At 52.3% G+C, this 23,415-nt stretch carries 21 protein-coding genes; 10 read left to right on the top strand and 11 right to left on the bottom strand.

The window, feature by feature from the left end:
- Positions 1-108: 108 nt before the first annotated feature.
- Positions 109-723: a GTP cyclohydrolase II gene (gene ribA, locus ACYZYZ_RS06035; RefSeq protein WP_461483614.1), complete on the top strand. Its 615-nt coding sequence runs from the start codon at positions 109-111 to the stop codon at positions 721-723.
- Positions 720-1,493 carry an imidazole glycerol phosphate synthase subunit HisF gene (gene hisF / locus ACYZYZ_RS06030; protein ID WP_305169721.1) on the top strand — a complete coding sequence of 258 codons (774 nt, stop codon included), beginning with the start codon at positions 720-722 and terminating at the stop codon, positions 1,491-1,493. Before ribA ends, hisF begins: the two co-directional genes overlap by 4 nt.
- A 7-nt stretch (positions 1,494-1,500) precedes the next feature.
- On the opposite strand, the gene ACYZYZ_RS06025 is transcribed toward hisF, so the two are convergent.
- The 4 genes from ACYZYZ_RS06025 to gpmI form a co-directional block, all read right to left on the bottom strand.
- The gene (locus tag ACYZYZ_RS06025; protein ID WP_305169608.1) at positions 1,501-1,734 is read right to left on the bottom strand and encodes a DUF6316 family protein; all 234 of its coding nucleotides are present in this window, start codon (positions 1,732-1,734) and stop codon (positions 1,501-1,503) included.
- 246 nt (positions 1,735-1,980) lie between these two features.
- On the bottom strand, positions 1,981-3,261 hold the full coding sequence (locus ACYZYZ_RS06020; RefSeq protein WP_461483613.1) for a S41 family peptidase: 1,281 nt from the start codon (positions 3,259-3,261) through the stop codon (positions 1,981-1,983).
- Between the two features lie 87 nt (positions 3,262-3,348).
- Complete coding sequence (locus ACYZYZ_RS06015; protein ID WP_461483612.1) at positions 3,349-4,488, bottom strand: murein hydrolase activator EnvC family protein; 1,140 nt, start codon at positions 4,486-4,488, stop codon at positions 3,349-3,351.
- 20 nt (positions 4,489-4,508) lie between these two features.
- Positions 4,509-6,059, bottom strand: a complete 1,551-nt coding sequence (gene gpmI / locus ACYZYZ_RS06010) for a 2,3-bisphosphoglycerate-independent phosphoglycerate mutase (protein WP_461483611.1) — start codon at positions 6,057-6,059, stop codon at positions 4,509-4,511.
- Positions 6,060-6,220: 161 nt separating this feature from the next.
- On the opposite strand from gpmI, the gene ACYZYZ_RS06005 reads away from it, so the two are divergent.
- From ACYZYZ_RS06005 to secB, 3 genes are all read left to right on the top strand, one after another.
- Positions 6,221-6,631 (top strand): rhodanese-like domain-containing protein, encoded by a 411-nt coding sequence (locus ACYZYZ_RS06005; protein ID WP_461483610.1) that lies wholly within the window; start codon positions 6,221-6,223, stop codon positions 6,629-6,631.
- A complete protein-coding gene (gene grxC, locus ACYZYZ_RS06000; RefSeq protein ID WP_461483609.1) occupies positions 6,632-6,892 on the top strand; it encodes a glutaredoxin 3 in 261 nt (86 codons plus the stop codon). It begins immediately after the preceding gene.
- Between the two features lie 73 nt (positions 6,893-6,965).
- A complete protein-coding gene (gene secB / locus ACYZYZ_RS05995) occupies positions 6,966-7,472 on the top strand; it encodes a protein-export chaperone SecB (protein ID WP_461483608.1) in 507 nt (168 codons plus the stop codon).
- Positions 7,473-7,526: 54 nt separating this feature from the next.
- On the opposite strand, the gene ntrC is transcribed toward secB, so the two are convergent.
- The 4 genes from ntrC to glnA form a co-directional block, all read right to left on the bottom strand.
- Positions 7,527-8,939 carry a nitrogen regulation protein NR(I) gene (ntrC, locus tag ACYZYZ_RS05990; RefSeq protein WP_305169600.1) on the bottom strand — a complete coding sequence of 471 codons (1,413 nt, stop codon included), beginning with the start codon at positions 8,937-8,939 and terminating at the stop codon, positions 7,527-7,529.
- Between the two features lie 3 nt (positions 8,940-8,942).
- Entirely contained in the window at positions 8,943-10,010 is a 1,068-nt protein-coding gene (glnL, locus tag ACYZYZ_RS05985; RefSeq protein ID WP_305169599.1) for a nitrogen regulation protein NR(II), read from the bottom strand.
- A 208-nt stretch (positions 10,011-10,218) separates the two neighbouring features.
- Positions 10,219-10,809, bottom strand: coding sequence for a DUF4124 domain-containing protein (locus ACYZYZ_RS05980; protein WP_461483607.1), 591 nt, complete (start codon positions 10,807-10,809; stop codon positions 10,219-10,221).
- A 147-nt stretch (positions 10,810-10,956) separates the two neighbouring features.
- On the bottom strand, positions 10,957-12,363 hold the full coding sequence (glnA, locus tag ACYZYZ_RS05975; RefSeq protein ID WP_305169597.1) for a glutamate--ammonia ligase: 1,407 nt from the start codon (positions 12,361-12,363) through the stop codon (positions 10,957-10,959).
- 360 nt (positions 12,364-12,723) lie between these two features.
- Here glnA and thiI point away from each other — a divergent pair, with 360 nt between their 5' ends.
- The 3 genes from thiI (at position 12,724) to ACYZYZ_RS05960 (ending at position 17,409) form a co-directional block, all read left to right on the top strand.
- Positions 12,724-14,178: a tRNA uracil 4-sulfurtransferase ThiI gene (gene thiI / locus ACYZYZ_RS05970; RefSeq protein ID WP_461483606.1), complete on the top strand. Its 1,455-nt coding sequence runs from the start codon at positions 12,724-12,726 to the stop codon at positions 14,176-14,178.
- Positions 14,179-14,533: 355 nt separating this feature from the next.
- A complete protein-coding gene (locus tag ACYZYZ_RS05965) occupies positions 14,534-16,708 on the top strand; it encodes a glutamine synthetase III family protein (protein ID WP_461483605.1) in 2,175 nt (724 codons plus the stop codon).
- 56 nt (positions 16,709-16,764) lie between these two features.
- Positions 16,765-17,409, top strand: a complete 645-nt coding sequence (locus ACYZYZ_RS05960; protein ID WP_461483604.1) for a manganese efflux pump MntP — start codon at positions 16,765-16,767, stop codon at positions 17,407-17,409.
- 32 nt (positions 17,410-17,441) lie between these two features.
- On the opposite strand, the gene ACYZYZ_RS05955 is transcribed toward ACYZYZ_RS05960, so the two are convergent.
- The gene (locus ACYZYZ_RS05955; RefSeq protein ID WP_461483603.1) at positions 17,442-18,401 is read right to left on the bottom strand and encodes a sensor domain-containing diguanylate cyclase; all 960 of its coding nucleotides are present in this window, start codon (positions 18,399-18,401) and stop codon (positions 17,442-17,444) included.
- Positions 18,402-18,586: 185 nt separating this feature from the next.
- Here ACYZYZ_RS05955 and typA point away from each other — a divergent pair, with 185 nt between their 5' ends.
- Positions 18,587-20,401: a translational GTPase TypA gene (gene typA / locus ACYZYZ_RS05950; RefSeq protein WP_305169592.1), complete on the top strand. Its 1,815-nt coding sequence runs from the start codon at positions 18,587-18,589 to the stop codon at positions 20,399-20,401.
- Positions 20,402-20,513: 112 nt separating this feature from the next.
- Positions 20,514-21,473, top strand: coding sequence for a prolyl aminopeptidase (gene pip, locus ACYZYZ_RS05945; protein ID WP_461483602.1), 960 nt, complete (start codon positions 20,514-20,516; stop codon positions 21,471-21,473).
- Here the strand turns inward: pip and yjgA are convergent, their stop codons facing one another.
- Together yjgA and mgtE are read right to left on the bottom strand one after the other, a co-directional pair.
- On the bottom strand, positions 21,474-21,989 hold the full coding sequence (gene yjgA, locus ACYZYZ_RS05940) for a ribosome biogenesis factor YjgA (protein WP_461483601.1): 516 nt from the start codon (positions 21,987-21,989) through the stop codon (positions 21,474-21,476).
- A 10-nt stretch (positions 21,990-21,999) separates the two neighbouring features.
- Positions 22,000-23,358 carry a magnesium transporter gene (gene mgtE, locus ACYZYZ_RS05935; protein ID WP_305169589.1) on the bottom strand — a complete coding sequence of 453 codons (1,359 nt, stop codon included), beginning with the start codon at positions 23,356-23,358 and terminating at the stop codon, positions 22,000-22,002.
- Positions 23,359-23,415: the final 57 nt, after the last annotated feature.

The raw sequence follows: 23,415 nt of genomic DNA, 5'->3' as shown, positions 1-23,415 counted from the left end.
TTCGGCAGCCCGTTAGTCCATTGTTTAGTATTGAAAATTACCGGCTTCACTTTACTCAATGTGTATCCCGGCTAAAATAGCCACCCGCCTGATCTTTAGGAGTCTTAAGTGACACTCCGTTTTGTTGAAAGCTCCAAACTTCCTACTCGTTGGGGCGTGTTTGATATTCATGGCTTTGAAGACACGGTCAGTGATAAAGAGCATGTCGCCATCACCATGGGTGATGTTGCCGATGGTGAACCGGTACTGCTTCGTATTCATTCCGAATGTCTGACCGGGGATGCCCTGTTCAGTGTGCGCTGCGATTGCGGTGCGCAATTGGAAGAAGCCATGCGCCGGATCTCCGCTGAGGGGCGGGGGGCCATTTTATATCTGCGGCAGGAGGGAAGAGGTATCGGGCTAATTAATAAGATCAAGGCTTACCACCTTCAGGATCAGGGTGCCGATACCGTTGAGGCCAATGAAAGGCTGGGTTTCGGTGCCGATATGAGAGACTACAGTATTTGTCGTTCTATGTTGCGGCACCTGAACATTGCTCAGGTAAAACTGCTGACTAACAATCCGCGCAAGGTTGAAGCGCTTGAGCAGCTGGGGATTCATGTGACCGAGCGTCTGGCGCTGCAGACGGGGCGCAATCCGCATAATCTGTATTACCTGGCTACCAAGGCTGGGAAGTTGGGACACCTGTTTGATGAGCAGGGTGAGAGCGAGGGCGAAAACTGATGTTAGCGAAACGAATCATCCCCTGCCTTGACGTAGACAAGGGGCGGGTGGTCAAGGGTGTGCAATTTGTCGATATCCGCGATGCGGGTGACCCGGTCGAGGTGGCGAAACGTTATAACGAGGAAGGTGCTGACGAAATTACTTTTCTCGACATTACGGCCAGCCATGAAGAGCGGGATACCATGGTTCACACGGTTGAGCGCATGGCCAGCGAAGTATTTATACCTTTGACAGTGGGTGGAGGTGTTCGCACCCTCGAAGATATTCGCGCACTGTTGAATGCGGGTGCCGATAAGGTTGGGATTAATTCGGCGGCGGTAAAGAACCCTGAGTTTGTAAGACAGGCAGCGCAGCGGTTTGGTTCACAGTGCATTGTCGTTGCTATTGATGCAAAGCAGGTCAGCGGGGAAGGAGAGCCGTTGCGTTGGGAAATTTTTACCCACGGCGGACGCAATCCTACCGGAATCGATGCTGTGGCATGGGCTGTGCAGATGGCCGAATATGGGGCCGGTGAAATTCTTCTCACCAGTATGGATAAGGATGGTACCAAGACGGGTTTTAACTTGCCGCTGACGCGGGCTATCAGTGAAGCAGTAGATATTCCGGTGATAGCATCAGGCGGGGTGGGAAATCTTCAGCACCTGGTGGATGGCGTGGTAGAGGGAAAAGCTGATGCGGTATTAGCCGCGAGTATTTTTCATTTTGGGGAGTTCACCATCGCCCAGGCCAAGGATTATATGGCTGAGCGAGGTGTCGAGGTGCGGCGTTAATTCTGACCTATACTGCGTAGCGGGCCTCAGATGTGAAAAAGTCCAGCGCTTCCGGACCAGCTTTTTGCACAAATTCAACGTAATCTGAGACTGCTTGCACAGCGCCTTCCTTGGAGTCAAATGGGCCAACAGCGGCACCTTCGCGAGTCGCAAAAAACCAGAAGTTGTGCAGTTTGAAAAACCGATCACTTCTTATGGCAGGTTTATGCTCGCTTTGTTCACCAGTTCTGGGCATTACCATGTTGTTTCCTCACTTTGTACACTGCCGTACTAATTCTTGTATTTTTATAATAGTTGCCACCTCTTTAATAAGCGTAATTTAAAAAGAGGCTAAAAAGGCAGCAATTCTTCTTTTATTAGCACAGTCCGTTGTAAACAGGGATTGTTTACATACTATCGACGCAAGAACAACAATCTTCATGTATTCAGCCTATTTTTTAGCCAAAAGTCAATGAGGTGCATCAAGCTGAAAGGCCCTTTGGTCTGCTTATGGCGCCTTTTGGTGTTTTTTGGCTGAAGTAAAAATATTCAGCCCTTTGAGGAGGTTAAGCGCTTCGTATAGCTGATTGTCTTCCTGCGAGAGATCGTCAGCGACCTCGGCTTGAGGGCTTTCCGTGTTGGAGAGATGTCCCGCCAGGTTCTCTTCTTTAATTTGCCCTCGGGATTCCAGCAGCCTCACCTCGGCAGGTTTGACCACAATATTAGGCTGGATGCCCTCTGCCTGAATGGAACGTTTACTGGGGGTAAAGTAGCGCGCAGTAGTGAGCTTAATGCCACGTCTTTCCCCCAGGGGAATCACCGTTTGTACGGAGCCTTTGCCAAAGCTGCTGGTGCCGAGAATCACTGCGCGGTTGTGGTCCTGTAGGGCGCCGGCAACAATTTCCGCGGCAGAAGCAGAACCTTCATTGATCAGCACGACTACTGGAAGGCCATTAAGAATGTCGCCGGGTTTAGCATAATACTTGGCGTTGGACGTGTTCAGTCGTCCTTCGGTATATACCACAAGGCCTTGGTCCAGCAGTGTGTCCACCACCTCTACCGAGGCATTCAAGAGACCACCGGGGTTGTTGCGCAGGTCGAGTATTACGCCTTTGAGGTCGGGATCATCTTTGGTGAAGTTTTCCAGGGCTTGCCGGAATGATGTGCCGGTGTTTTCCTGGAACTGTGCAATGCGCACGTAGCCAAATCCGGGTTCCAGTATCCGTGAACGAACACTGTGAACCTGAATGACATCGCGAATAACTTCAACCTCAAACGGACCATCGCGGTTGGGGCGAACAATGGTCAGTTTCAGCTTGGATCCTTTGGGCCCGCGCATGATCTCGATGGCTTCGCTGAGGCTCATGCCCTGCACCAATTGCTCATCCAGTTTTATGATCAGGTCCCCGGCCTGAATGCCAGCCCGTTCGGCGGGAGTGTCATCGATAGGGGTAATCACCTTGATAAAACCCCCTTCCATGCCGACTTCTATACCCAGTCCACCAAACTCCCCTGTGGTATGTTCCTCAAGGTCCTGGAAATCGGTTTCATTAAGATAGGCAGAGTGCGGATCTAGGCTGCTGAGGAGACCACTGATGGCCATTTCCAGAAGCTCTTTATCGTCAATTTCTTCGACGTAGGCCTGACGAATCTGGTCAAAAGCCTGGGTAAAGCGGCGTAGCTCGTCCAGGGGCATGCGCCCGTTGTCTTCCTGTTCAGTTGCCGCAAAGGCAATAGCTCCTGAGAGCAGGAGGAAAGCAAAAAACAGCAACTTACTTAGTGAGTTCATGAACGATCCTGGCATTCGCCGGCGGCGTTGTGGTTTAGGGAGTTGTTGTAGAAGTCTCACGCGCGGCATTGGCGGTAGTGAAGACTGTTATCCTTTACGTGTCAGCCAAGTTTTTGGGTTTGTTGGTCTGCCATTATGGCGAATTTCAAAATAAAGTGCATGATCACGTTGTCCGCCACTGTTGCCGACTCGGGCGATGGGTTCTCCGCTCTGCACCCAGTCGCCAGTGACTTTCAAAAGTACCTGGTTGTGTGCATAGAGGCTCATATAGCCATCACCGTGGTCAATGATGACCAACATGCCGTGGCCTCGCAGGTAATCAGAAAAAATAATACGACCATGGTGTATAGCGTGGACAGGGGTTCCTTCACTGGCTTTGAGTAGCCAGCCATTCCAGGTGATATCTGCCGTTCGTGTGGCGCCAAAGTACTGGCTCAATGTGCCCTTAACAGGCCAGGGCAGTTTGCCCTTGCGACGAGAAAAGGGCTCGGTGTTTGTTGGCGATACCAGCTTGGTAATACTTTCCTCAAGGGTCCTGATAACTGTTTCAAGCCGTTTGTGCTCAGCGTGCAGTTGTTTCAACGCTTGCTTTGAGCTCGTGATTTGGCGATCCAGGCGAACCAAGACCTCGCTGCGGACACGCAGGTTTTCCTCCAGCCGCTGTTGCTGTTCGGACAGCGTTGAGCGGCGCTGTGTGAGTGCAGCCTGTCTTTCGCTAATTCCCGTTTCGACACGATGTAGTTCGGCCATGGTTTGCAGGTACTGTTCAATTTTTTCGGCGCGCGCCTTGAGGAAATAGTCGTAGTATTTCAGGGCCCTACTGACCTTATCCGGATCTTCTTGGTTGAGCAGCAGTTTGATGGATTCCTCGTTGCCCAGCCGATAGGTCGCTGTGATCTGTTTGGCGATCAGGTCCTGTTGGGCCTGGCGGGATTTTTCCAGTGAGGATTTCTGTGATTGCAGTTGCAGCAACTCGCTATTCAGTTTCTCCAGTTGGGCTTCCAGGTCGTGTATCGCCTGGTTGAGTCGTGCGGTGTCCAGTTCGGTTTTTTTCAGTTCCCTGGCAAGACGCTGTTGTTCCTTGCTGTCACCTTTGACGCTCTCTTCGAGCTTGAGGATATCCTTGCCGATCTGCTGCAGCTTCTGGCGATCCTCCTTTTCACCGGCCTGTGTCGGGCAGGCCGCAGATAGCAGCAGAATTAACAGCCAATGCTGGAGCAGCCTCATTGGCGCCTTCTTCATTCTCTCTATGTGGTCAGTTGAGCAAGGGAGTGCCCGGTCATCTCGGCCGGTTGCGGCAAGTCGAGCAATGTCAGCATAGTGGGTGCGATGTCTGCCAGTGAGCCACCATCGCTCAGGGTGAGTTGTCTATCTCCAACGTAGATCAGAGGTACCGGTAGGGTGGTGTGCTGGGTATGCACTTGGCCGGACTGGAGATCGAACATTTGTTCGACATTGCCATGGTCTGCTGTGATCAGGCACTCTCCACCCGCCCTATGCAGGGCGGATAAGACTCGCTCCAGGCATTGATCTACGGCTTCAACGGCTTTAACCGCGGCATCAAAGACCCCGCTGTGGCCCACTTGGTCACAATTGGCGTAGTTGCAGATAATGACATCGAATGCTCCTCCTTCAATGGCAGCGACGAGCTGGTCAGTCAGCTCGTAGGCGCTCATCTCCGGTTTCAGGTCATAGGTGGCGACCTTGGGTGATGGGATAAGAATTCGTTCTTCTCCCGGGAACAGGGTTTCCTGGCCGCCATTAAAGAAGAAAGTCACATGGGCATATTTCTCTGTCTCGGCGATGCGCAGCTGGCTTTTGTTGTGATTGCCCAGGAATTCGCCCAGAGAATTGTGGATGTCCTGAGGTGGAAAAGCGCAACTAGTATGAATATCCGCCGAATACTCGGTGGTCATCACAAAGTCAGACAATGTCGGGTGTGCGATACGCTCAAACCCGTCAAATTGCTTGTCAACAAATGCCCGGGTTATTTCTCTTGCCCTGTCGGGACGGAAATTCATAAAGATGACGGTGTCCCCATCATGGATGGTAACGGTATCTTCTCCAGGGGCGTGGATTGTGGTGGGTAGTACAAATTCGTCATTTTCGCCGCGCTCGTAGGCTGCGCAAAGGCCGCTGATGGCATCGGTTGCAAAATGTTCGGCCTTGCCCAGAGTTAATAGGTCATAGGCCGCCTGCACCCGGTCCCAGCGGTTGTCACGGTCCATGGCGTAAAAGCGCCCGCAGATACTGGCGATACGACCTCGGCCAGTGTCAGACAGTTTTTTTGCAGTGCGCTGTAGTGAGGCTTCAGCACTGCGTGGTGGCGTGTCCCTGCCATCGAGAAAGGCGTGAACGTAGATTGCTTTGGCACCGCGCTGTGAGGCCAGTTCAACCATGGCATTGATATGTGATTCGTGACTGTGAACGCCCCCTTCAGAAAGCAGCCCCAAGATGTGTACGGCCTTGTTGTTGGCAATGGCTTGGTCAATGGCCTGGCAGTACACCGGGTTGGAAAAAAAAGCCCCTTCGCTGATGGCCTTGTTGATGCGGGTAAAGTTCTGGTAGATCACCCGTCCTGATCCCAGCGTCATATGGCCCACTTCACTATTGCCCATCTGTCCTTCCGGAAGGCCTACGGCCAGCCCAGACGTTTGAATAAATGTGTGCGGAGCCGTTTCCCACAAGCGGTCTCGTACTGGAGTGTCAGCTGTAAAGATGGCGTTGTATTCTGGATTGTCGCTGTAGCCATAGCCGTCGAGGACCAGCAGCAGAAGTGGTTTTTTTGCTTCTTTCATGATCTCTATGGGGTGGTGTTCTGGGGTGAATGATCCGCGAATCTTACCCGCAAAGTGTATTCAGTGCCATTGGTGGTTCCTTGAGCAGTATGCGGTGTGTATACTTTTGCGGCTTTGCTGGGCTGGGTGGTCCAGCTGGAACTTCCAAGAGGCTGTTGATAGTGGATTTTTTTGTTTTTATCAGTGAGCAGTGGGTGCTGGTCAGCGTACTTATGGTGCTGATTTACCTGTTTGCCATCAATGAGAGAATCAAGAGTGGCAGGCCGATCTCGGTGCACGCTGTGACCCGCATGTTAAATGCGGAGGAAGCCATCTTGCTCGACGTTCGCGACAGTAAGGAATTCAAGGCGGGCCATATTGCCGGTGCCGTTAATATTCCCCATGCAAAACTAAAGGACAAGATCAGCGAACTGGAAAGTTATCGCGAAAAGTTCATTATCATCGCCGACAAGGTTGGTCAGCAGGCCGGGGCCGTAGGGCGGCAGCTGCAGCAACAGAATTTTAAGGTGTTCCGGCTGACGGGTGGCATGATGGAATGGCAAAACCAGAATTTGCCAGTAATCAAAAGTTAAATGACCCAGGTCAGGATCTACACGACACGCACCTGTGGGTACTGTGTAGCCGCCAAGAATCTGCTCGCCAATAAAGGCCTCAATTTCGAAGAGATCTCCGTAGACGGTGATCCGGCCAAGCGCAAGGAGCTAGTTGTGATGAGTGGCCGCCACACTGTTCCCCAAATTTGGGTGGGTGATGCGCACGTTGGTGGTTACGATGATTTGCGCCGACTGGAGCAACAGGGTGAGCTTGATCAATTGCTGGCTGCGCAGGGTTAAAGCCCCCAGCTGTCCCGACACCAAACTGTGTTTTAAATTATCTAACAAGTAATGATGTAACGAAGGTGGATACATGACTGAAGAAAATACCGGTAACGCTGTCGCCAATGAAGAGAGGGCAGAAAACCATTTTGCCATGCAGCGTATTTACCTGAAGGATCTTTCCTTTGAAACGCCGATGGGTGTGGAGGCTTTCCAGCGTGAAGTGAAGCCACAAATCGGTCAGGAGTTGTCGACCAAAATTGAGCAGTTAGATGAAACCCATTTTGAAGTGGTAATGACACTGACAATTACGGTGAAAGATAAAGACGATGTGGTCTTCCTGACCGAAGTGCATCAGGCAGGTATCTTCACGGTAAAAGGGCTGGAAAAAGCACAGATGGCGCATGTCCTGAACGTACTTTGTCCTGCAACCTTGTACCCCTATGCCAGAGAGGTTGTGGATAATGTGGTGGTCAAAGGTACATTCCCTGCACTGATGCTGCCGCCCGTGAATTTCGATGCACTGTTCGCACAGGCCCTGGCAGAAAGAAAAGCCAAGCAGGACGAGCAGGCTTCTGAGTCAGAAACTGCTCATTAATCGCTAAAGACAGATGGGGTGTAGCTTGTCTGCACCACATCTCTTCAGCCATTCTCAAAGATCGTCGTCACTCATCCCCAGCTCTTTAAGTTTTCGGGTCAGGGTATTTCTGCCCCAGCCAAGCAATTCCGCTGCATCACGCTTACGACCGTGGGTGTGATTCAATGCTGTTTCAATCAGCGCGCGCTCGAAGGTGGGGACTGCTGACGCCAGTATGTCATGGTGTCCGGCACTGAGCTCATTGTCTGCCCAGGAGCGAAGTTGCTGCTCCCAGCTTCCCGCTACATTATTTTTCTCTACCGGACTGTCTCGCAGTTCAGGTGGCAAATCTTCAATGTGCACTTCACGACCAGAGGCCATGACAGTTAACCAGCGGCAGATATTTTCCAGCTGACGTACGTTGCCGGGCCAGGGCAGCATGCTGAGGTAGTGCTCTGCCTCAGGGGAGAGTGTTTTGGGTTCTGTTTCCAACTCCTTGGCGGCAAGTTGGAAAAAATGCTGCATCAATTTCGGGATATCTTCGCGCCGATCTGACAGTGTTGGCAGGTGAATGCGGATCACATTGAGGCGATGGAACAGGTCTTCACGGAATCGGTTTTCCTCTACCAGCTCTTCCAGGTTCTGGTGAGTGGCGGCAATAATGCGTACATCGACTTTCACCGGCGTGTGTCCACCCACCAGATAAAATTCTCCGTTAGCGAGCACGCGCAGTAGGCGGGTCTGAGCCTCGGGTGGCATATCACCGATTTCATCCAGGAACAGGGTGCCACCATCTGCTTGTTGAAAACGACCTTCCCGGCGTTGGGTGGCACCAGTAAAGGCGCCTTTTTCGTGTCCAAACAACTCTGATTCAATCAGGTCATGGGGAATGGCCGCCATATTCAGGGCAACAAACCGATTGTTCCGACGCGGGCTGTGATCGTGTAATGCCTTGGCGACCAGTTCCTTGCCGGTTCCGGATTCCCCGTTAATCAATACCGTGATATTCGAGTGAGACAGACGGCCAATGGCCCGGAAAACTTCCTGCATGGCCGGGGCTTCGCCAATGATTTCACCGCTGACCTCCTCTTCTCTGGGCTCCTTCTCCTGCCCCTGCTCGCCGGCAAAGTTGATGGCCCTCTGTGTGACAGCAATCAATTCTTCAAGGTCAAAGGGTTTAGGCAGGTATTCGAAAGCTCCGCCCTGGTAGGCGGCAACGGCACTGTCAAGGTCGGAGTGAGCGGTGGTAATGATGACCGGCAATGAAGGGTTGGAAATATGAATTTTCTGTAACAACTGTAACCCGTCGATGCCAGGCATACGGATATCGCTGATGATGGTGTCCGGCTTGGTTTTATCCAGCTTGGCTAGCAGATCATAGGGATCTTCAAAGCTGGTTACTGTCATGTCAGCACGGCTAAGCGCTTTTTCCATCACCCAACGTATGGAACGATCATCATCAACTATCCAGACTTTGCGCTTTTCCATGTTTTAAATATCCAAAGGTAAATAGATGGTGAAACGGGTTTCTCCCTTCCCGTTTTCACACTCGATCAGCCCGTGGTGAAGGTTGATGGCGGACTGGGCTATGGGTAGGCCCAGTCCACTGCCTTCAGCTCGACCACTGATCATGGGAAAAAATATGCGATCTATCAGGTCTTCGGGTATACCGGGACCGTTATCGATAATGTCGATGCGACAGATCACTTTGTGATGCACCTTGCCAATGGTGAAATGACGCTGAATTTTGGTTACTAGTTTGATAGTGGGGCGTTTCTGATTGCTGTTACGCAGAGCCTGAATAGAGTTGCGTACAATGTTCAGGACAGCCTGGATCAGTTGTCCTCGGTCGCCACTGATTTCAGGGATGCTGGGGTCATAACTGCGCTTGATGGCGATGGCGCCACGGGTTTCGGCTTCTGCCAATGCCGCCACATGCTCTAGTACTTCGTGGATGTTGACTGGGACAAATTTAGGCATGGTGGTCGGCCCCAGCAGGCGGTCTACCAGGCTGCAAAGCCGATCTGTCTCCGCAGAAATAATATCGGTGTACTCCCGCAGCTCCGGTTCGTCACCCAAGTCTTCCGACAGTAACTGCGCTGCTCCCCGGATACCACCCAGGGGATTTTTGATTTCATGGGCAAGTCCCCGCACCAGGTTGCGAGTCGTATCGTGCGTAGTAATCAGCGCTTCTTCGCGGTTGATACGCATGAGCCTGTCCATTTGCTGCATTTCGAGCACCAGCATACGTGTCACCGATGTCTGGAGCGGGGTGGCAGTAAAATCTACGGTGATCTGCGACTGGTCAGGTAGAACCATGGTGGCTTGACGTTGGGTAAATGGGTGGTTTGACTCCAAAGCTTCCCGCAGAGAGGGCGTTGGCGAATCGTTTTCGGTAAACAGCGTGCTGACGGAGTTGCCACACAGACGCATTGCGCTAACCGCAAGCAGATTTTCTGCCGATGGGTTCAAATAACAGATTTCCAGACTGTCATTCAGCAGCAGAACGGCGGTGCTCAGGTTGTCCAGTAGTAAGTGGTGAAGCTGTTCGTCGGTCATTAGGATCAATTTATCGCTGGCTTACGGTGCGCTAAAAGGCCGTCGCCCTTTTATGGTTCAGTGGTTCATTAACTCAACGCAAATAGCGGGCCAATTATGGTGTGCGTTAAGCCCCTGTAAACAGAAGGATTAACGATTATAAGTGTAGCATGGCGCACCATGATGGTGCGCCATGCTCATTGGGATTTTTTTGAAAATCGAACAGAGGCTATTTAGACCCCTGGGTGGCCTTTTGAACTCTTTTTGCTCTGTCTGATTTTTGTGTCTGAATGGCCTCTTTATTGAGGCGAGAGGCTCTTTTTACGAAAAATGTAACCTTGTCCGAGGTGGCAACAGAGTTTCCTTTTGTATCGATAACCCGGACTTGAACGTTATGTTCGCCTCTGATCAGTTCGTCGATAGAAAAGGAAGTGGCGTAGGCCGCTTCGCCGTAGGGTTGACCATTGTGGAAAAGTTGAATCCGGTGGCCGGGCTGGAGAGCCGGTTCCATAAAGACCTGTACTACAACATTGAGTTGGCCTGGCGGGATGGTGGCATCTTGGGCTGGAGATAGAATGCTGACTTCCTTGTAACCGTTGCCGGTGTCGGATTTTTTCGGTTTTTCGGCTTTTGTTTTCAGTGCGGGCTGAGTGTTTATAGCCGGTAATTTAACCTCTTCGACTTTGCCTTCTTTGGCCGTAGGGTTGTCGGTATAAGTGATATTGCCGTCTTCATCGACAGTTTTGTAGACCTCTGCCAGTGCGGGCTGAGCGATTGTGCACGCCAGGGTAAGGGCAATTAAACGACAGTATCCACTCATCAGTAACAATTCTCCTTGTTGAGTCTTCTAAGACTAGCCTTCCTTTGACACAAGAAAAAGCCCGCCATTCAAAAAATAGCGGGCTTTTTTTGTGTTTGAGAGAGCGGGCCGTATTAGTGGACCGCCGACTCTGTGTTGAGTATCGATTTATACGGAGTAGTACAGGTCGAACTCAAGCGGGTGAGTAGTGTGCTCGACACGGTAGACATCTTCCATTTTCAGTTCAATGTAAGCATCGATCATGTCGTCGGTGAAGACGCCGCCCTTGGTGAGGAACTCACGGTCTGCATCCAGGGAAGACAGTGCTTCGCGAAGGCTACCACATACTTGTGGTATGGCGGCTGCTTCTTCTGCGGGCAGATCGTACAGGTCTTTGTCTGCGGCATCGCCGGGGTGGATCTTGTTCTGAACACCGTCCAGGCCAGCCATCAACATGGCGGCGAACGCCAGGTAAGGGTTGGCAATAGGGTCGGGGAAGCGTGCTTCAATACGCTTACCTTTCGGAGATGCAACGTAAGGAATGCGGATGGAAGCGGAGCGGTTGCGTGCAGAGTAGGCCAGCATTACCGGGGCTTCAAAGCCGGGGATAAGACGCTTGTATGAGTTGGTGCCGGGGTTGGTGAAGGCGTTCAATGCCTTGGCGTGCTTGATAATGCCACCGATGTAGTACAGGGCAGTTTCACTCAGTCCAGCATAACCGTCGCCAGCAAACTGGTTAACGCCATCCTTCCAGAAAGACTGGTGGCAGTGCATGCCGGAGCCGTTATCGCCAACGATGGGCTTAGGCATAAAAGTAGCAGTTTTGCCATAGGCGTGGGCCACATTGTGTACGCAGTATTTCAGGATCTGAGTGTCGTCGGCTTTTTTCACCAGGGTGTTGAATTTAATGCCGATTTCACACTGACCAGCGGTAGCCACTTCATGATGGTGTACTTCAATATCAAGGCCCATTTGAGACATGGCTTCACACATCGCGGCACGAATGTCGTGCAGTGAGTCAATTGGCGGAACCGGGAAATAACCACCTTTCACGCGAGGGCGGTGGCCCATGTTGCCTTCGGCAAAGGTCTCACCGGTAGACCAGGCGGCTTCTTCAGAGCTGATCTTAACGAAGCTGCCGCTCATGTCTGAGCCCCATTTGATGTCGTCAAAGATGAAGAACTCAGGCTCGTTACCAAAGAATGCAGTGTCGCCCAGACCGGTAGTTTTCAGGTATTCCTCAGCGCGCTTGGCTACGGAGCGGGGGTCGCGCTCATAACCTGTCATAGTTGATGGCTCGAGAATATCGCAGCGCAGAATGACGGTTACGGCATCGGAAAAAGGATCCAGCATAGACGTGCTGTCATCCGGCATCAGTACCATGTCGGATTCGTTAATACCTTTCCAGCCGGCGATAGAGGAGCCGTCGAACATTTGACCGACTTCAAAGAATTCTTCGTCAACAGCACTAACGGGGATGGTGACGTGCTGTTCTTTACCTTTGGTGTCGGTAAAGCGCAAATCTACCCATTGGGCTTCGCTTTCTTTAATCAGTGTGAGGGTTTTGTTGGACATTAGCTCCTCCAGTTATGGATATCCAGATTGAATCGGGTGCCCGAAGTGACGGGACCACGATGATACAAAATAGTTAAATTGATTGTTGTTTCAGCTCAATTTGTGATTTAGCAATCAGTGTGCCAAATTGAAGCAAAAGTTATGCCAGCGGCGGCTATTAATAAAATCAATGGGTTATAGTTAGCACGCCGTATGGTTTGCGCCGTTATGCACCACAATAAAGCACAAGTTAAGCTAAAAGATCATATTTGGTGCGCCGTGCGCACGCTGTGGTGCTGTTTCTCATCATAAGCCGAATAGTACTTTTTTTGTAATATAATCTGCCGCCCCAATACCCATATGCAGTGAACCCTTTTCGCCATGCACTTTATCATCAAGCTGTTTCCTGAAATCATCATCAAAAGTACCCCCGTTCGTAAACGAATGACCCGGCAGTTACGCGAAAACCTTCGCAAAATGCTGCGTGCTATTGATCCGGCGATACAGGTTGAGCAGGACTGGGAAAAATTACAGATTATCGGCCCGGAAAGCGATGAGGTCCCGCTTCGTGTGGCAGATTTGTTGGCGCGAACCCCGGGCATTGCCAATTTTTCCAGGGTGCAACATTTCCCCCTGGGGAGCTTTGATGACATTCTTCAAAATACCCTGTTGGTGTGGAAAGAAAAGCTGAATGGTAAGACCTTTGTGCTTCGCGTAAAGCGCAGCGGCAAGCACGAATTCACCTCTGGCGACGTTGAACGCATTGTGGGTGGTGGCCTATTGCACCAGTCTGAGGCGGCGGGGGTTAGCCTCAAACAACCGGACCTTACTGTGCGCCTTGAAATCAAGCAGCAGGAGCTGTTTGTTATTGAGGAAACAACTAAGGGGTTGGGGGGGTTCCCATTGGGCTCACAGGATACGGTGATTTCACTGATCTCTGGCGGCTTTGATTCATCCGTTTCCAGTTACCTGACGACCAAACGTGGATTGCGGACCCATTACCTGTTTTTCAATCTCGGTGGGCGTGCCCATGAGGTGGGGGTGAAGGAGGTGGCTTTTTATCTCTGGAGCAAGTTTGGCAGCTCCCATCGCGTGCGTTTTATTACGGTGCCCTTTGACGGCGTGGTTGGGGAGATTTTAAGCAAGGTTCGCAATTCCGAAATCGGTGTGGTGTTGAAACGCATGATGCTGCGGGCCGCGACACAGGTGGCCGAGGACATGGGCGTGCAGGCGCTGGTTACCGGCGAGAGTGTGGCCCAGGTTTCCAGTCAAACGCTGGCTAATCTGGCGGTGATTGACTCGGTAACCAAAACCCTGGTTCTGCGGCCACTCATTACCTCGGATAAAAATGACATCATTGATATTGCCAGGGCCATCGGTACTGAAGAGTTTGCCGCCAGTATGCCGGAATACTGTGGCGTGATTTCTGTGAAGCCGACGACTAGAGCCCGGGAAGACAAGGTTGTCGCAGAAGAAGCAAACTTCGATTTCTCCGTGCTTGAGCAGGCCGTGGCCAATAGCCGTGTACAAAATATCGATGAAGTCATGGAAGTTGATGCCAATGCCGTAGACGTGGAGATTTTTCAGTCGCCACAACCGGGTGCCACGATTCTGGATATACGCCACCCGGATGAAGTGGAGATGCGACCTCTGTCTATTCAGGGGGTGACCGTTGAGGCATTACCTTTTTTTGCAGTGCAAAACAAATTTCAACACCTTGAACAGAGTTCAAGTTACCTCCTTTATTGCGAAAAAGGGGTTATGAGTCGTTTGCATGCCGAACTCCTGCTCGAACAGGGGTTCCACAATGTGGCGGTTTACCGGCCTACTTCCTGATTCACGCACCAAAAAACACCTGAAGATCCAGGACGTGTTCGATCGGGGTGCGCTCGAGGCTATGTGGTGGGCCGATGTGGGCGATGCTTTTCTCTTGAGCAGGCGGTTATTGCGCCTGTAGTCATCTATTAGCGCGTATTCATGGCGTTGCAGCACTTTGTCACGGTTTTCTCAGAAATTGGGCTGAAAATTGCTTTGGTAACGGGTACATACGAAAAACTCGTCTGTGAAACATTCTGTTGCCAGAGCAATTCGACCAGGCCCCTCACACCATTCACTACCCGGAATGGGACCCCTGGGCTGTTTGCGCGGAGACAGTCGATCAATTCTCCACCCAAAACCAGAGGATACTCCCATGAGCGGAAACCAACCCCGAATGCTCGCCATTGCAGAAATCAATAACCGCGAGCCCTTGCCTGTTGATATGCCGGAAGCCCTGAGCAAAATTTGGGCAACAGATGTGTTTAACCTGGCGACCATGGAAGAAGCATTATCGAAAAATGCCTTCAAAGCCATGAAAAATACCGTGCAAACAGGCGCCGCTCTGGATCCCGGCACGGCAGATGTCGTGGCTGCCGCCATGAAGGACTGGGCCATTTCAAAAGGGGTGAAATTTTTCTCACATATCTTCTACCCGATGACCAATGCCACGGCCGAAAAGCATGATGGTTTTATCATCACCAATTCCGATGGCGGCGCCATTACCGAATTTACCGGCAGCCTGTTGATCAAGGGCGAGCCGGATGGCTCCTCATTCCCCAATGGTAGTCTGCGGATGACCAATGCCGCCCGGGGTTACACTGCCTGGGATCCCACTAGTCCCGCCTACATCATGCACACGGACAATGGTGCAACCCTGATGATTCCCAGCGTGTTCATGTCCTGGACCGGTGAAGCGCTGGATAAAAAGATTCCTCTGCTGCGTTCCAACGCGGCGATGGATAAGTCGGCAAGAAAAGTGCTGTCGTTGATGGGGGAAACCGACATTGCCACCCTGAACTCCAGCTGCGGTGCCGAGCAGGAGTATTTTCTGGTGGATGAAAATTTTGCCAGCAGTCGCCCTGATCTGTTGCTGGCAGGTCGCAGTCTGTTTGGTGCTCCTCCAGCCAAGGGACAGGAGTTTGATGACCACTATTTTGGTGCTATTCCCGAACGTGTACAGGTCTTTATGCAGGACCTGGAAGACAAGCTGTATCGGTTGGAAATTCCCGCAAAAACGCACCACAACGAGGTGGCACCTGGTCAGTTTGAAATTGCACCCTATTTTGAATCGGCCAACGTCGCCTCTGACCATCAGCAAATGCTGATGACTCTGCTCAAACTGACCGCCAAAAAACATGGTTTCCTCTGCTTGCTACATGAAAAGCCCTTTGCCGGTGTAAATGGCTCTGGTAAGCACGTTAACTGGTCAGTGGGAAATTCCACCCAGGGCAACTTACTGGACCCTGGCAGCACCCCGGATAAAAACCTGATCTTCCTGTTGTTCTGCGGAGCGGTGATTCGCGGCGTACATGCCTATGGCCCCCTGCTGCGGGCTGCCATTGCGTCTGCGGCAAATGATCATCGCTTGGGAGCGAACGAAGCGCCGCCGGCGATTCTTTCCGTGTACCTGGGTGATCAGCTGGAAAAGCTGTTCATGGATATCAAGGAAGGCAAGCTGAATGAAACGGTCAAAGGCGGTGAGATGGATCTGGGGCTTACCCAGATCCTCAAGTTTGAACGTGACCCCGGGGACCGTAATCGCACTTCACCCTTTGCCTTCACGGGTAATCGCTTTGAGTTTCGGGCTGTAGGCTCCTCGCAATCGGTATCTGGCCCGCTGGTGGCGATGAATACGATGCTTGCCGACTCCCTGGATTGGATCGCTGAAAAGCTTGAGGCCAGTCTGGCGGCTTCTTCCAATCAGACAGAAGCCGTTATCAAAGTGCTGCAGGAGTTGATGCAACAGCATGGCAATGTTGTTTTTGGTGGCGACGGATATTCACCAGAGTGGTACCGTATGGCGGTTGAAGAGCGCGGCCTGAAAAATATCCCCACCACAGCCGATGCGCTGCCAGCCCTGCTCGAGGCGGATGTTATTGAACTGTTCAAGAAAACCGGTGTGTTGACACCGGTGGAGTTGGCAAGCCGATACGAGGTGTATGCGGAACAGTACATTCTGGCTATCGAAGTAGAGGCAAAGCTGGTTATCGATATGGCCAAGACGTTGATCTACCCCGCAGCCATGAGCTACCTCTCGGATTTGAGTAGTGCTATCTCGGGTGCCCGCGAAGTGGGCGTCGAACTTGATGCCACCGTGGTTAATAAAGTAGCTGCTGAAACCGGCGCCATGATGAAAGCGGTCGAGGAATTATCATCACTAATCGGTATGCACGATTTTGATACGACAGAAGATCATATGAAATTCTGTGCCGATACCATTCGCGGCCTCATGGATGAGGTTAGAGAGCATGCAGATTATCTTGAGCTGGAGGTCTCTGACGAACTATGGCCGCTGCCAAAATACCGGGAGCTGCTGTTCTTCCGTTAACAAGCAAGAAAGCTATTCCTGGGGAAGAAGCAGGCCACCTGATCAGGTGGCCTGTTTTGTTTTCCTCCATCGGCATTGTGTCGTCGAATCAACATTACTTGAAAGCGGCAGAGGTTGTCTCTACAGTTTCTCCGCCTTATGTAGTGAAGGAAAAGCTGAGTATGTTGGAAGTGCTGTTGTTGGCGGTTGCATTAAGTATGGATGCTTTTGCGGTATCCATCGGCTTGGGTGCCAAGCACCAGCGCCGACCCATGTCGTTAGCCATCATGGCGGGCATCTATTTTGGTGTGTTCCAGGCGTTGATGCCGGTGTTCGGTTACTTGGGGGGCAAGGGTGTGCTGGGTTGGGTAGAAGCTGCCGCACCCTGGATTGCGTTTCTGTTACTGGTGTTGATCGGTGGAAAAATGATTTATGAATCCTTTGCCGAAGGGGTGGAGGAAGATATCGCCACGATTACCCACCGTGTGATGCTGATGCTGGCCATAGCCACCAGTATCGATGCGATGGCAGCAGGGTTTGCTCTGACTCTGCTGGATGTTGCGCCACTGCTCGCCTGTCTGATCATCGGGGTGACCACGTTTCTATTCAGTATGGCGGGTGTGCTTATTGGTACAAAAAGTGGCACCTGGCTAGAGAGCAAGGCGGAGCTTTTTGGCGGCGTGGTGCTGATTCTTATCGGACTGAAAATGATTCTCTTCTAATCAGCGTTTAACGAGTAGCAGGCCGGGGAAAATCAGTCAGTTTCCGCGCAGAAACTCTGGTTGCGGCCGCCTGCTTTGGCCCTGTACATGGCCTCATCCGCTAGAGTGAGCAAGTTGGCCGGAGTGTCATTTTCAGAAGACAGGATACAGGCAACCCCAATACTTAGCGTGACCCATTGTGATACGGGGCTGGTGGGATGGGGAATTTCCAGTTTCTCTATGTTGGCACAGATGCGCTTAGCAATTTTTGTCGCGCCCTTCTGCTGGATTCCTGGAAGAAGAACGCAGAATTCTTCACCGCCGAAACGTGTGGCGGAATCACTCCCCCGTAACAGACTGCGCTGTATCGTACCTGCTACGGACCTCAGGCACTCGTCACCAACTAGGTGGCCATAGTTGTCGTTGTATTGCTTGAAATAGTCGATATCAAGGAGGATCACCGAGAGGTGGGTGCCTTCACGGGCACATCGTTTCCACTCGGAGTCCAGATGATCGTTAAAATAGCGGCGATTGAAAAGGCCGGTCAGCTCATCAACGACGGCCAGTTCCTCCAGTCTCTTTTGAGCAATTTTCTGGTCTGTCTGGTCTCGGATGGTTTCGACGACAGCAATCAGCTGGCCATGGTTATCGTAGATTGGACCTGCGTCGGCGGCCAGGTAAAGCCGTTTGCCGATGCGGGGCATGACGCACCAGTTTTCCGCTTTGTAACCATTTCCGTACACTGAGGGTTGTGCCGATACAGTGTAGAGCTTGTCCAGTTCATTCGTGCGGCCCTCAATGATGGTATCTGCAAGGCAAAGACGATGATTGGAATAGAAGGCTTTCCAGTGATTGTTGGTGCCGATGACTTCAGCGGCTGTAATGCCGGTGAGCCGTTCGCATGAACGATTCCAGATAATCACGTTGCCGTCAGTATCCAGTACAAAGGTAGCCGTCACCAAGTGTTGCATCAGATTGATGGCAAATTCAGTTTGCTCGGGTTTGTTGATCATCCGGATCACCCTATTGTCATAATTTGCGGGAGATAATACGACTACTCTACTCTGCTGTCGATTCTGGCGCTCAGCACTTAAATCATCGAATTTGAAGGCTACAGAAGTGCTGAACGAAGAAATATCTGTTTTCGGAGAATACAGCGGCTATAATCCGCGCCTGTTTTTTCCTGTCGAGAATTCCTGTGATCGAGAAACTCCGCAATATTGCCATTATTGCACACGTTGACCATGGCAAAACCACACTGGTGGACAAGCTGCTGCAGCAATCCGGAACACTGGACCGAAAGGCGATGGGTGCCGAGCGCATCATGGACTCCAATGACCAGGAACGTGAGCGAGGCATTACCATTCTGGCCAAAAATACGGCCATTGAGTGGAATGGTTACCGCATCAATATTGTGGATACCCCCGGGCACGCAGACTTCGGCGGAGAAGTTGAGCGGGTGCTGTCAATGGTGGATTCGGTGTTGCTGCTGGTGGATGCTGTCGACGGACCGATGCCGCAGACAAGATTCGTCACCCAAAAGGCCTTCGAGCAGGGACTCAACCCTATCTTGGTGGTCAACAAGGTGGATCGCCCCGGCGCGCGCCCCCATTGGGTAGTGGACCAGGTGTTTGACCTGTTTGATCGCCTGGGCGCCACTGACGAACAGCTGGATTTTCCCATTATTTATGCATCGGCATTGAATGGTATAGCGGGTAATGATCCTGAAGATATGCAGGAGGATATGACGCCGCTGTTCCAGATGGTGGTTGACCAGGTCAAAGCGCCAGAAGTGGATCTCGACGGCCCCTTGCAGATGCAAATCAGTGCGCTGGATTACAGCAGTTACGTGGGTGTTATCGGTATCGGCCGTATTACCCGTGGCAAGCTGAAAACCAATGAGCAGGTCGTGGTGGTTGACCGCGAAGGCAAGACCAGGCGCGGAAGAGTGCTTCAGGTCATGGGGTACCGTGGGTTGGAGCGCTTTGAGGTGGATCAGGCTCAGGCGGGTGATATTGTCTGTATTACCGGCATCGACAAGCTAAATATCTCTGACACTCTCTGCCACCCGGATAGCCCGGAGGCGTTGCCGCCGCTCAGCGTGGATGAGCCCACCGTGAGCATGACCTTCCAGGTGAACGATTCGCCCTTTGCCGGTCAGGATGGCAAGTTCGTGACGTCACGTAACATCAAGGAACGCCTGGAGCAGGAGTTGATCCACAACGTGGCCCTGCGGGTTAAAGAGGGTGACAGCCCGGACAAATTCGTGGTTTCCGGTCGCGGTGAATTGCACCTGTCGGTGCTGATCGAAAATATGCGCCGCGAGGGCTTTGAGCTTGGTGTGTCTCGTCCGGAAGTGATCCAGAAAGAGGTGGATGGCGAAATTCAGGAACCGTACGAGCAGGTGGTGATCGATATTGAGGATCAGCACCAGGGCTCGGTCATGGAAGAGCTGGGGTTGCGAAAGGCTGAGATGACCAACATGGAGCCGGATGGCAAAGGCCGGGTCAGATTGGAGTTTATGGTGCCTTCCAGAGGCCTGATCGGTTTCCGTTCCTTGTTCCTAACGCTCACCAGTGGCTCGGGCATTATGACCAGTATTTTTGATCATTACGGGCCGGTGAAAGCTGGAGAACTGGCCGGACGCCAGAACGGGGTGCTGGTTTCCATGATCAAAGGCAAAACCCTTGCCTATGCATTGTTTAACCTACAGGAGCGCGGCAGGCTGTTTCTGGGGCACGGTGCAGAGGTGTACGAGGGGCAGATTATAGGTCTGCACTCCCGCAGCAACGACCTGCCGGTGAACCCCACCAAGGCCAAGCAATTGACCAATGTGCGTGCAGCGGGCACCGATGAAAACCTGATTCTGACACCGCCGGTTCGCCATACCCTGGAGCAGGCGTTGGAGTTCATCGAGGAAGATGAGCTGGTGGAGGTGACCCCCCACCACATCCGCCTGCGCAAGAAGTTGCTCACCGAAAACGAGCGCAAGCGGGCGGGTAAAAATATCTGAGTTGTCACGAATAACATCAGAAGTGCGCCCCGGATAATGGGGCGCCGGCGCGGTAGATTCTCATTTCAGATAGGGGTAATGTAGCTCCACTGACTTTGACATGGATCCGCTGATGAGAACCTTTTATCCGCGTATTAAGCCCTATGCCACACACAGGTTGGCGGTGGATTCACTGCATACCCTGTATGTCGAAGAAGTTGGTAATCCTGACGGTATCCCGGTGGTGTTTGTCCACGGCGGTCCCGGTGTCGGTTGTACAGAAAATGACCGGCGCTTTTTCGATCCTGAAAAATTCCGCATCATCCTGTTTGATCAACGCGGCAGTGGTCGTTCCAAACCCCATGCGGAATTGCGCCATAACAGCACCCCAGAGCTGGTGGCGGATATGGAAAAAATTCGTACCAAGTTGAAGGTTGAGCAGTGGGTTCTCTTTGGCGGTTCCTGGGGCTCAACCCTGAGCCTGATCTACGCTCAGGCACACCCCGGGCGAGTGATGGGTATGATCCTGCGGGGTATTTTTCTCTGTCGCCAGCAGGATATTCATTGGTTCTATCAGGATGGTGCCAGCCATGTCTTTCCGGATTACTGGAAAGATTTTGTCTCTCAGATTCCGCTGGCCGAGCGCCATAATCTCCTAGACGCCTATCATCAGCGCCTGACGGGCAATAATGAAATCGTGCGTATGGCGGCAGCCAAAGCCTGGTGTACCTGGGAAGGAAGGTGTGCCAGTTTTCACCCCAACCCCGATTTGGTAGAGCATTTGGGCAGCCCCCATACGGCACTGTCGATGGCGCGGATTGAAGCTCACTATTTTCTCCACGATGCTTTTCTCGACGAGAACGAAATCATTCGGCAAGTTGATCGTTTAAGGGGTATTCCGGCCCTGATTGTGCATGGGCGGTATGACATGGTTTGCCCCGTTGATCAGGCCTTTGATCTCTGTGAGGCTTGGGAGGAGGTGCGGCTAGAAGTCATTCGTGATGCAGGTCATGCCTCTTCCGAACCGGGCACATTGTCGGCTCTGATTGAGGCGACGGATGAGATGGCCAAAACTCTGATGGATGCCTCCTGATCAGCTGTTTTCCCGCAGGTATTTAAAAAGCTTGCGGGCGGCTGCGGGCGGCTTGTTTTGTGAGGCTTGCTTTTGTGCTTGGCGAATCAGTTGGCGAAGGTGCTGACGATCCATTCCAGGTTTTTCACACAAAAGTTCTTCCAGTGCGCTATCTCCCTCATTCAGTAGTCGGTCGCGCCAGATTTCGAGTTTATGAAACTGCTGTCGAAACGCGACGCTATCCTGATGGAAGCTCTCCAGAGACTCACGGATACTGTCACTATCGATGACCCGCATCAGCTTGCCGATGTATTGAAGCTGGCGGCGTTTGCCTTCACGGTTTTTCAGGCGCCGGGCCAGCATCACTGCTTCCTCAAGGTCCTCTGGGAGGCTGATTTTTTCCAGCTTGGCCGCTGGCAGGTTCACCAGCTCTTCACCCAGCTTTTGAAGCTCGGTCATTTCCCGCTTGATCGCCGTTTTGCTTTTCGGTAACTCCTCGTCCGGCGTGTGTTCGGGGAAGTCGTCTGCATTGCTCATGAATGACTATTTAACCGTAGAAAAGGGTGGCCAGCCCAAGGAATGAAAGGAAGCCGACCACATCTGTCACCGTGGTCAGGGCCACACTGCCAGCGAGGGCGGGGTCAATCCTGCAGGCCTTCAGCAGAATTGGCAGACCCGCACCCGCAATTGCGGCAGCCAGCAGGTTGATCAACATGGCGGCGGCGATAATAACGGCAATGGTAGGATCATTGAACCACAGCGCTGCTACGGCACCCATTATCAGTGCCCACAGCATACCGTTTAGTGCGCCGACAGCGAACTCCTTGCTCAGTAACCAGCGCATGTTGTTGCGGCTGATCTGTCCCAGAGCCATACCGCGAATCACCACAGTAAGTGTCTGGCTGCCGGCGACACCGCCCATACTGGCAACAATCGGCATTAGAATGGCCAGTGCCACCACTTTATCGATGGTCGCCTCAAAGATATTGATGACCGCTGATGCGAGGATGGCGGTCATCAGGTTGAGTCCCAGCCAGATCGCCCGCCTCGGAGCAGTTCGCTTGACGGAGGCAAACGTCTCTTCCTCGTCACTTAGACCGGCCAAACCCAGCAGGGAGTGGGCGGCATCTTCCATGATCACGTCGACCACGTCATCAATAGTGATCCGTCCCAACAATTTGCGATCATCGCCGATGACAGGTGCCGATACCCAGTCGTGCTTTTCGAACAGCAATGCCACGTCTGAATCGGGCATGTCCGCCGCAATGGCCTCTACCTCTGTATCCATGATTTCCCGCACTGTGATATTTGGACTGGCGGTTAACAGCTTGGTCAGGGGCAGTGTGCCGAGAAAAGTATCCTCACGGTTGACCACAAAAATACAGTCGGTGACTTCCGGAATTTCTTCGTGACGGCGTAAATAACGCAACACCACATCAATGGTCAGATCGGGCCGCACCGTGATGGTGTCCGTATTCATCAGGCCGCCCGCAGTATCCTCTGCGTAAGTGAGTACTCGCTCAACACGCAGTCGATCCTGGCTGGTCATGGCCTGGAGCACTTCGGGAATTACTTGATCGGGCAGTTGCTGGAGAATGTCGGCGACATCATCGGGGTCGAGACCCTCGGTAAGGGAGGCAACCTCGTGGCTTTCCATTTCGCTAAGGATTTCACCGCGCAGCTCTTCATTGAGCTCGCCGATGACTTCACCTTCAAGCTCGCCGTCGACGAGGTCCCAGAGTACCCGGCGGACCTTGGGTGGGGCCGATTCTATCTGGTCGGCAATATCAGCGGGAGTAAGATTATTGAGCATGTGCCGCAGCAGGCGCACATTGCTGGAGTGCATCAGTTCATCGATGCTGGCGAGCCGTGACAATTCGCTGACTTTTTCGTTGGACGCCTGCATTTAATGAAAAATCCCTGGCTCTCGGATGGATGGCCGATAGTTTATAGGGGGGAGTTA

Source organism: Porticoccus sp., from assembly GCA_023261185.1.
In the GTDB taxonomy this organism is placed as follows: domain Bacteria; phylum Pseudomonadota; class Gammaproteobacteria; order Pseudomonadales; family Porticoccaceae; genus Porticoccus; species Porticoccus litoralis.
This window is presented reverse-complemented; position numbering and strand designations above follow the sequence as displayed.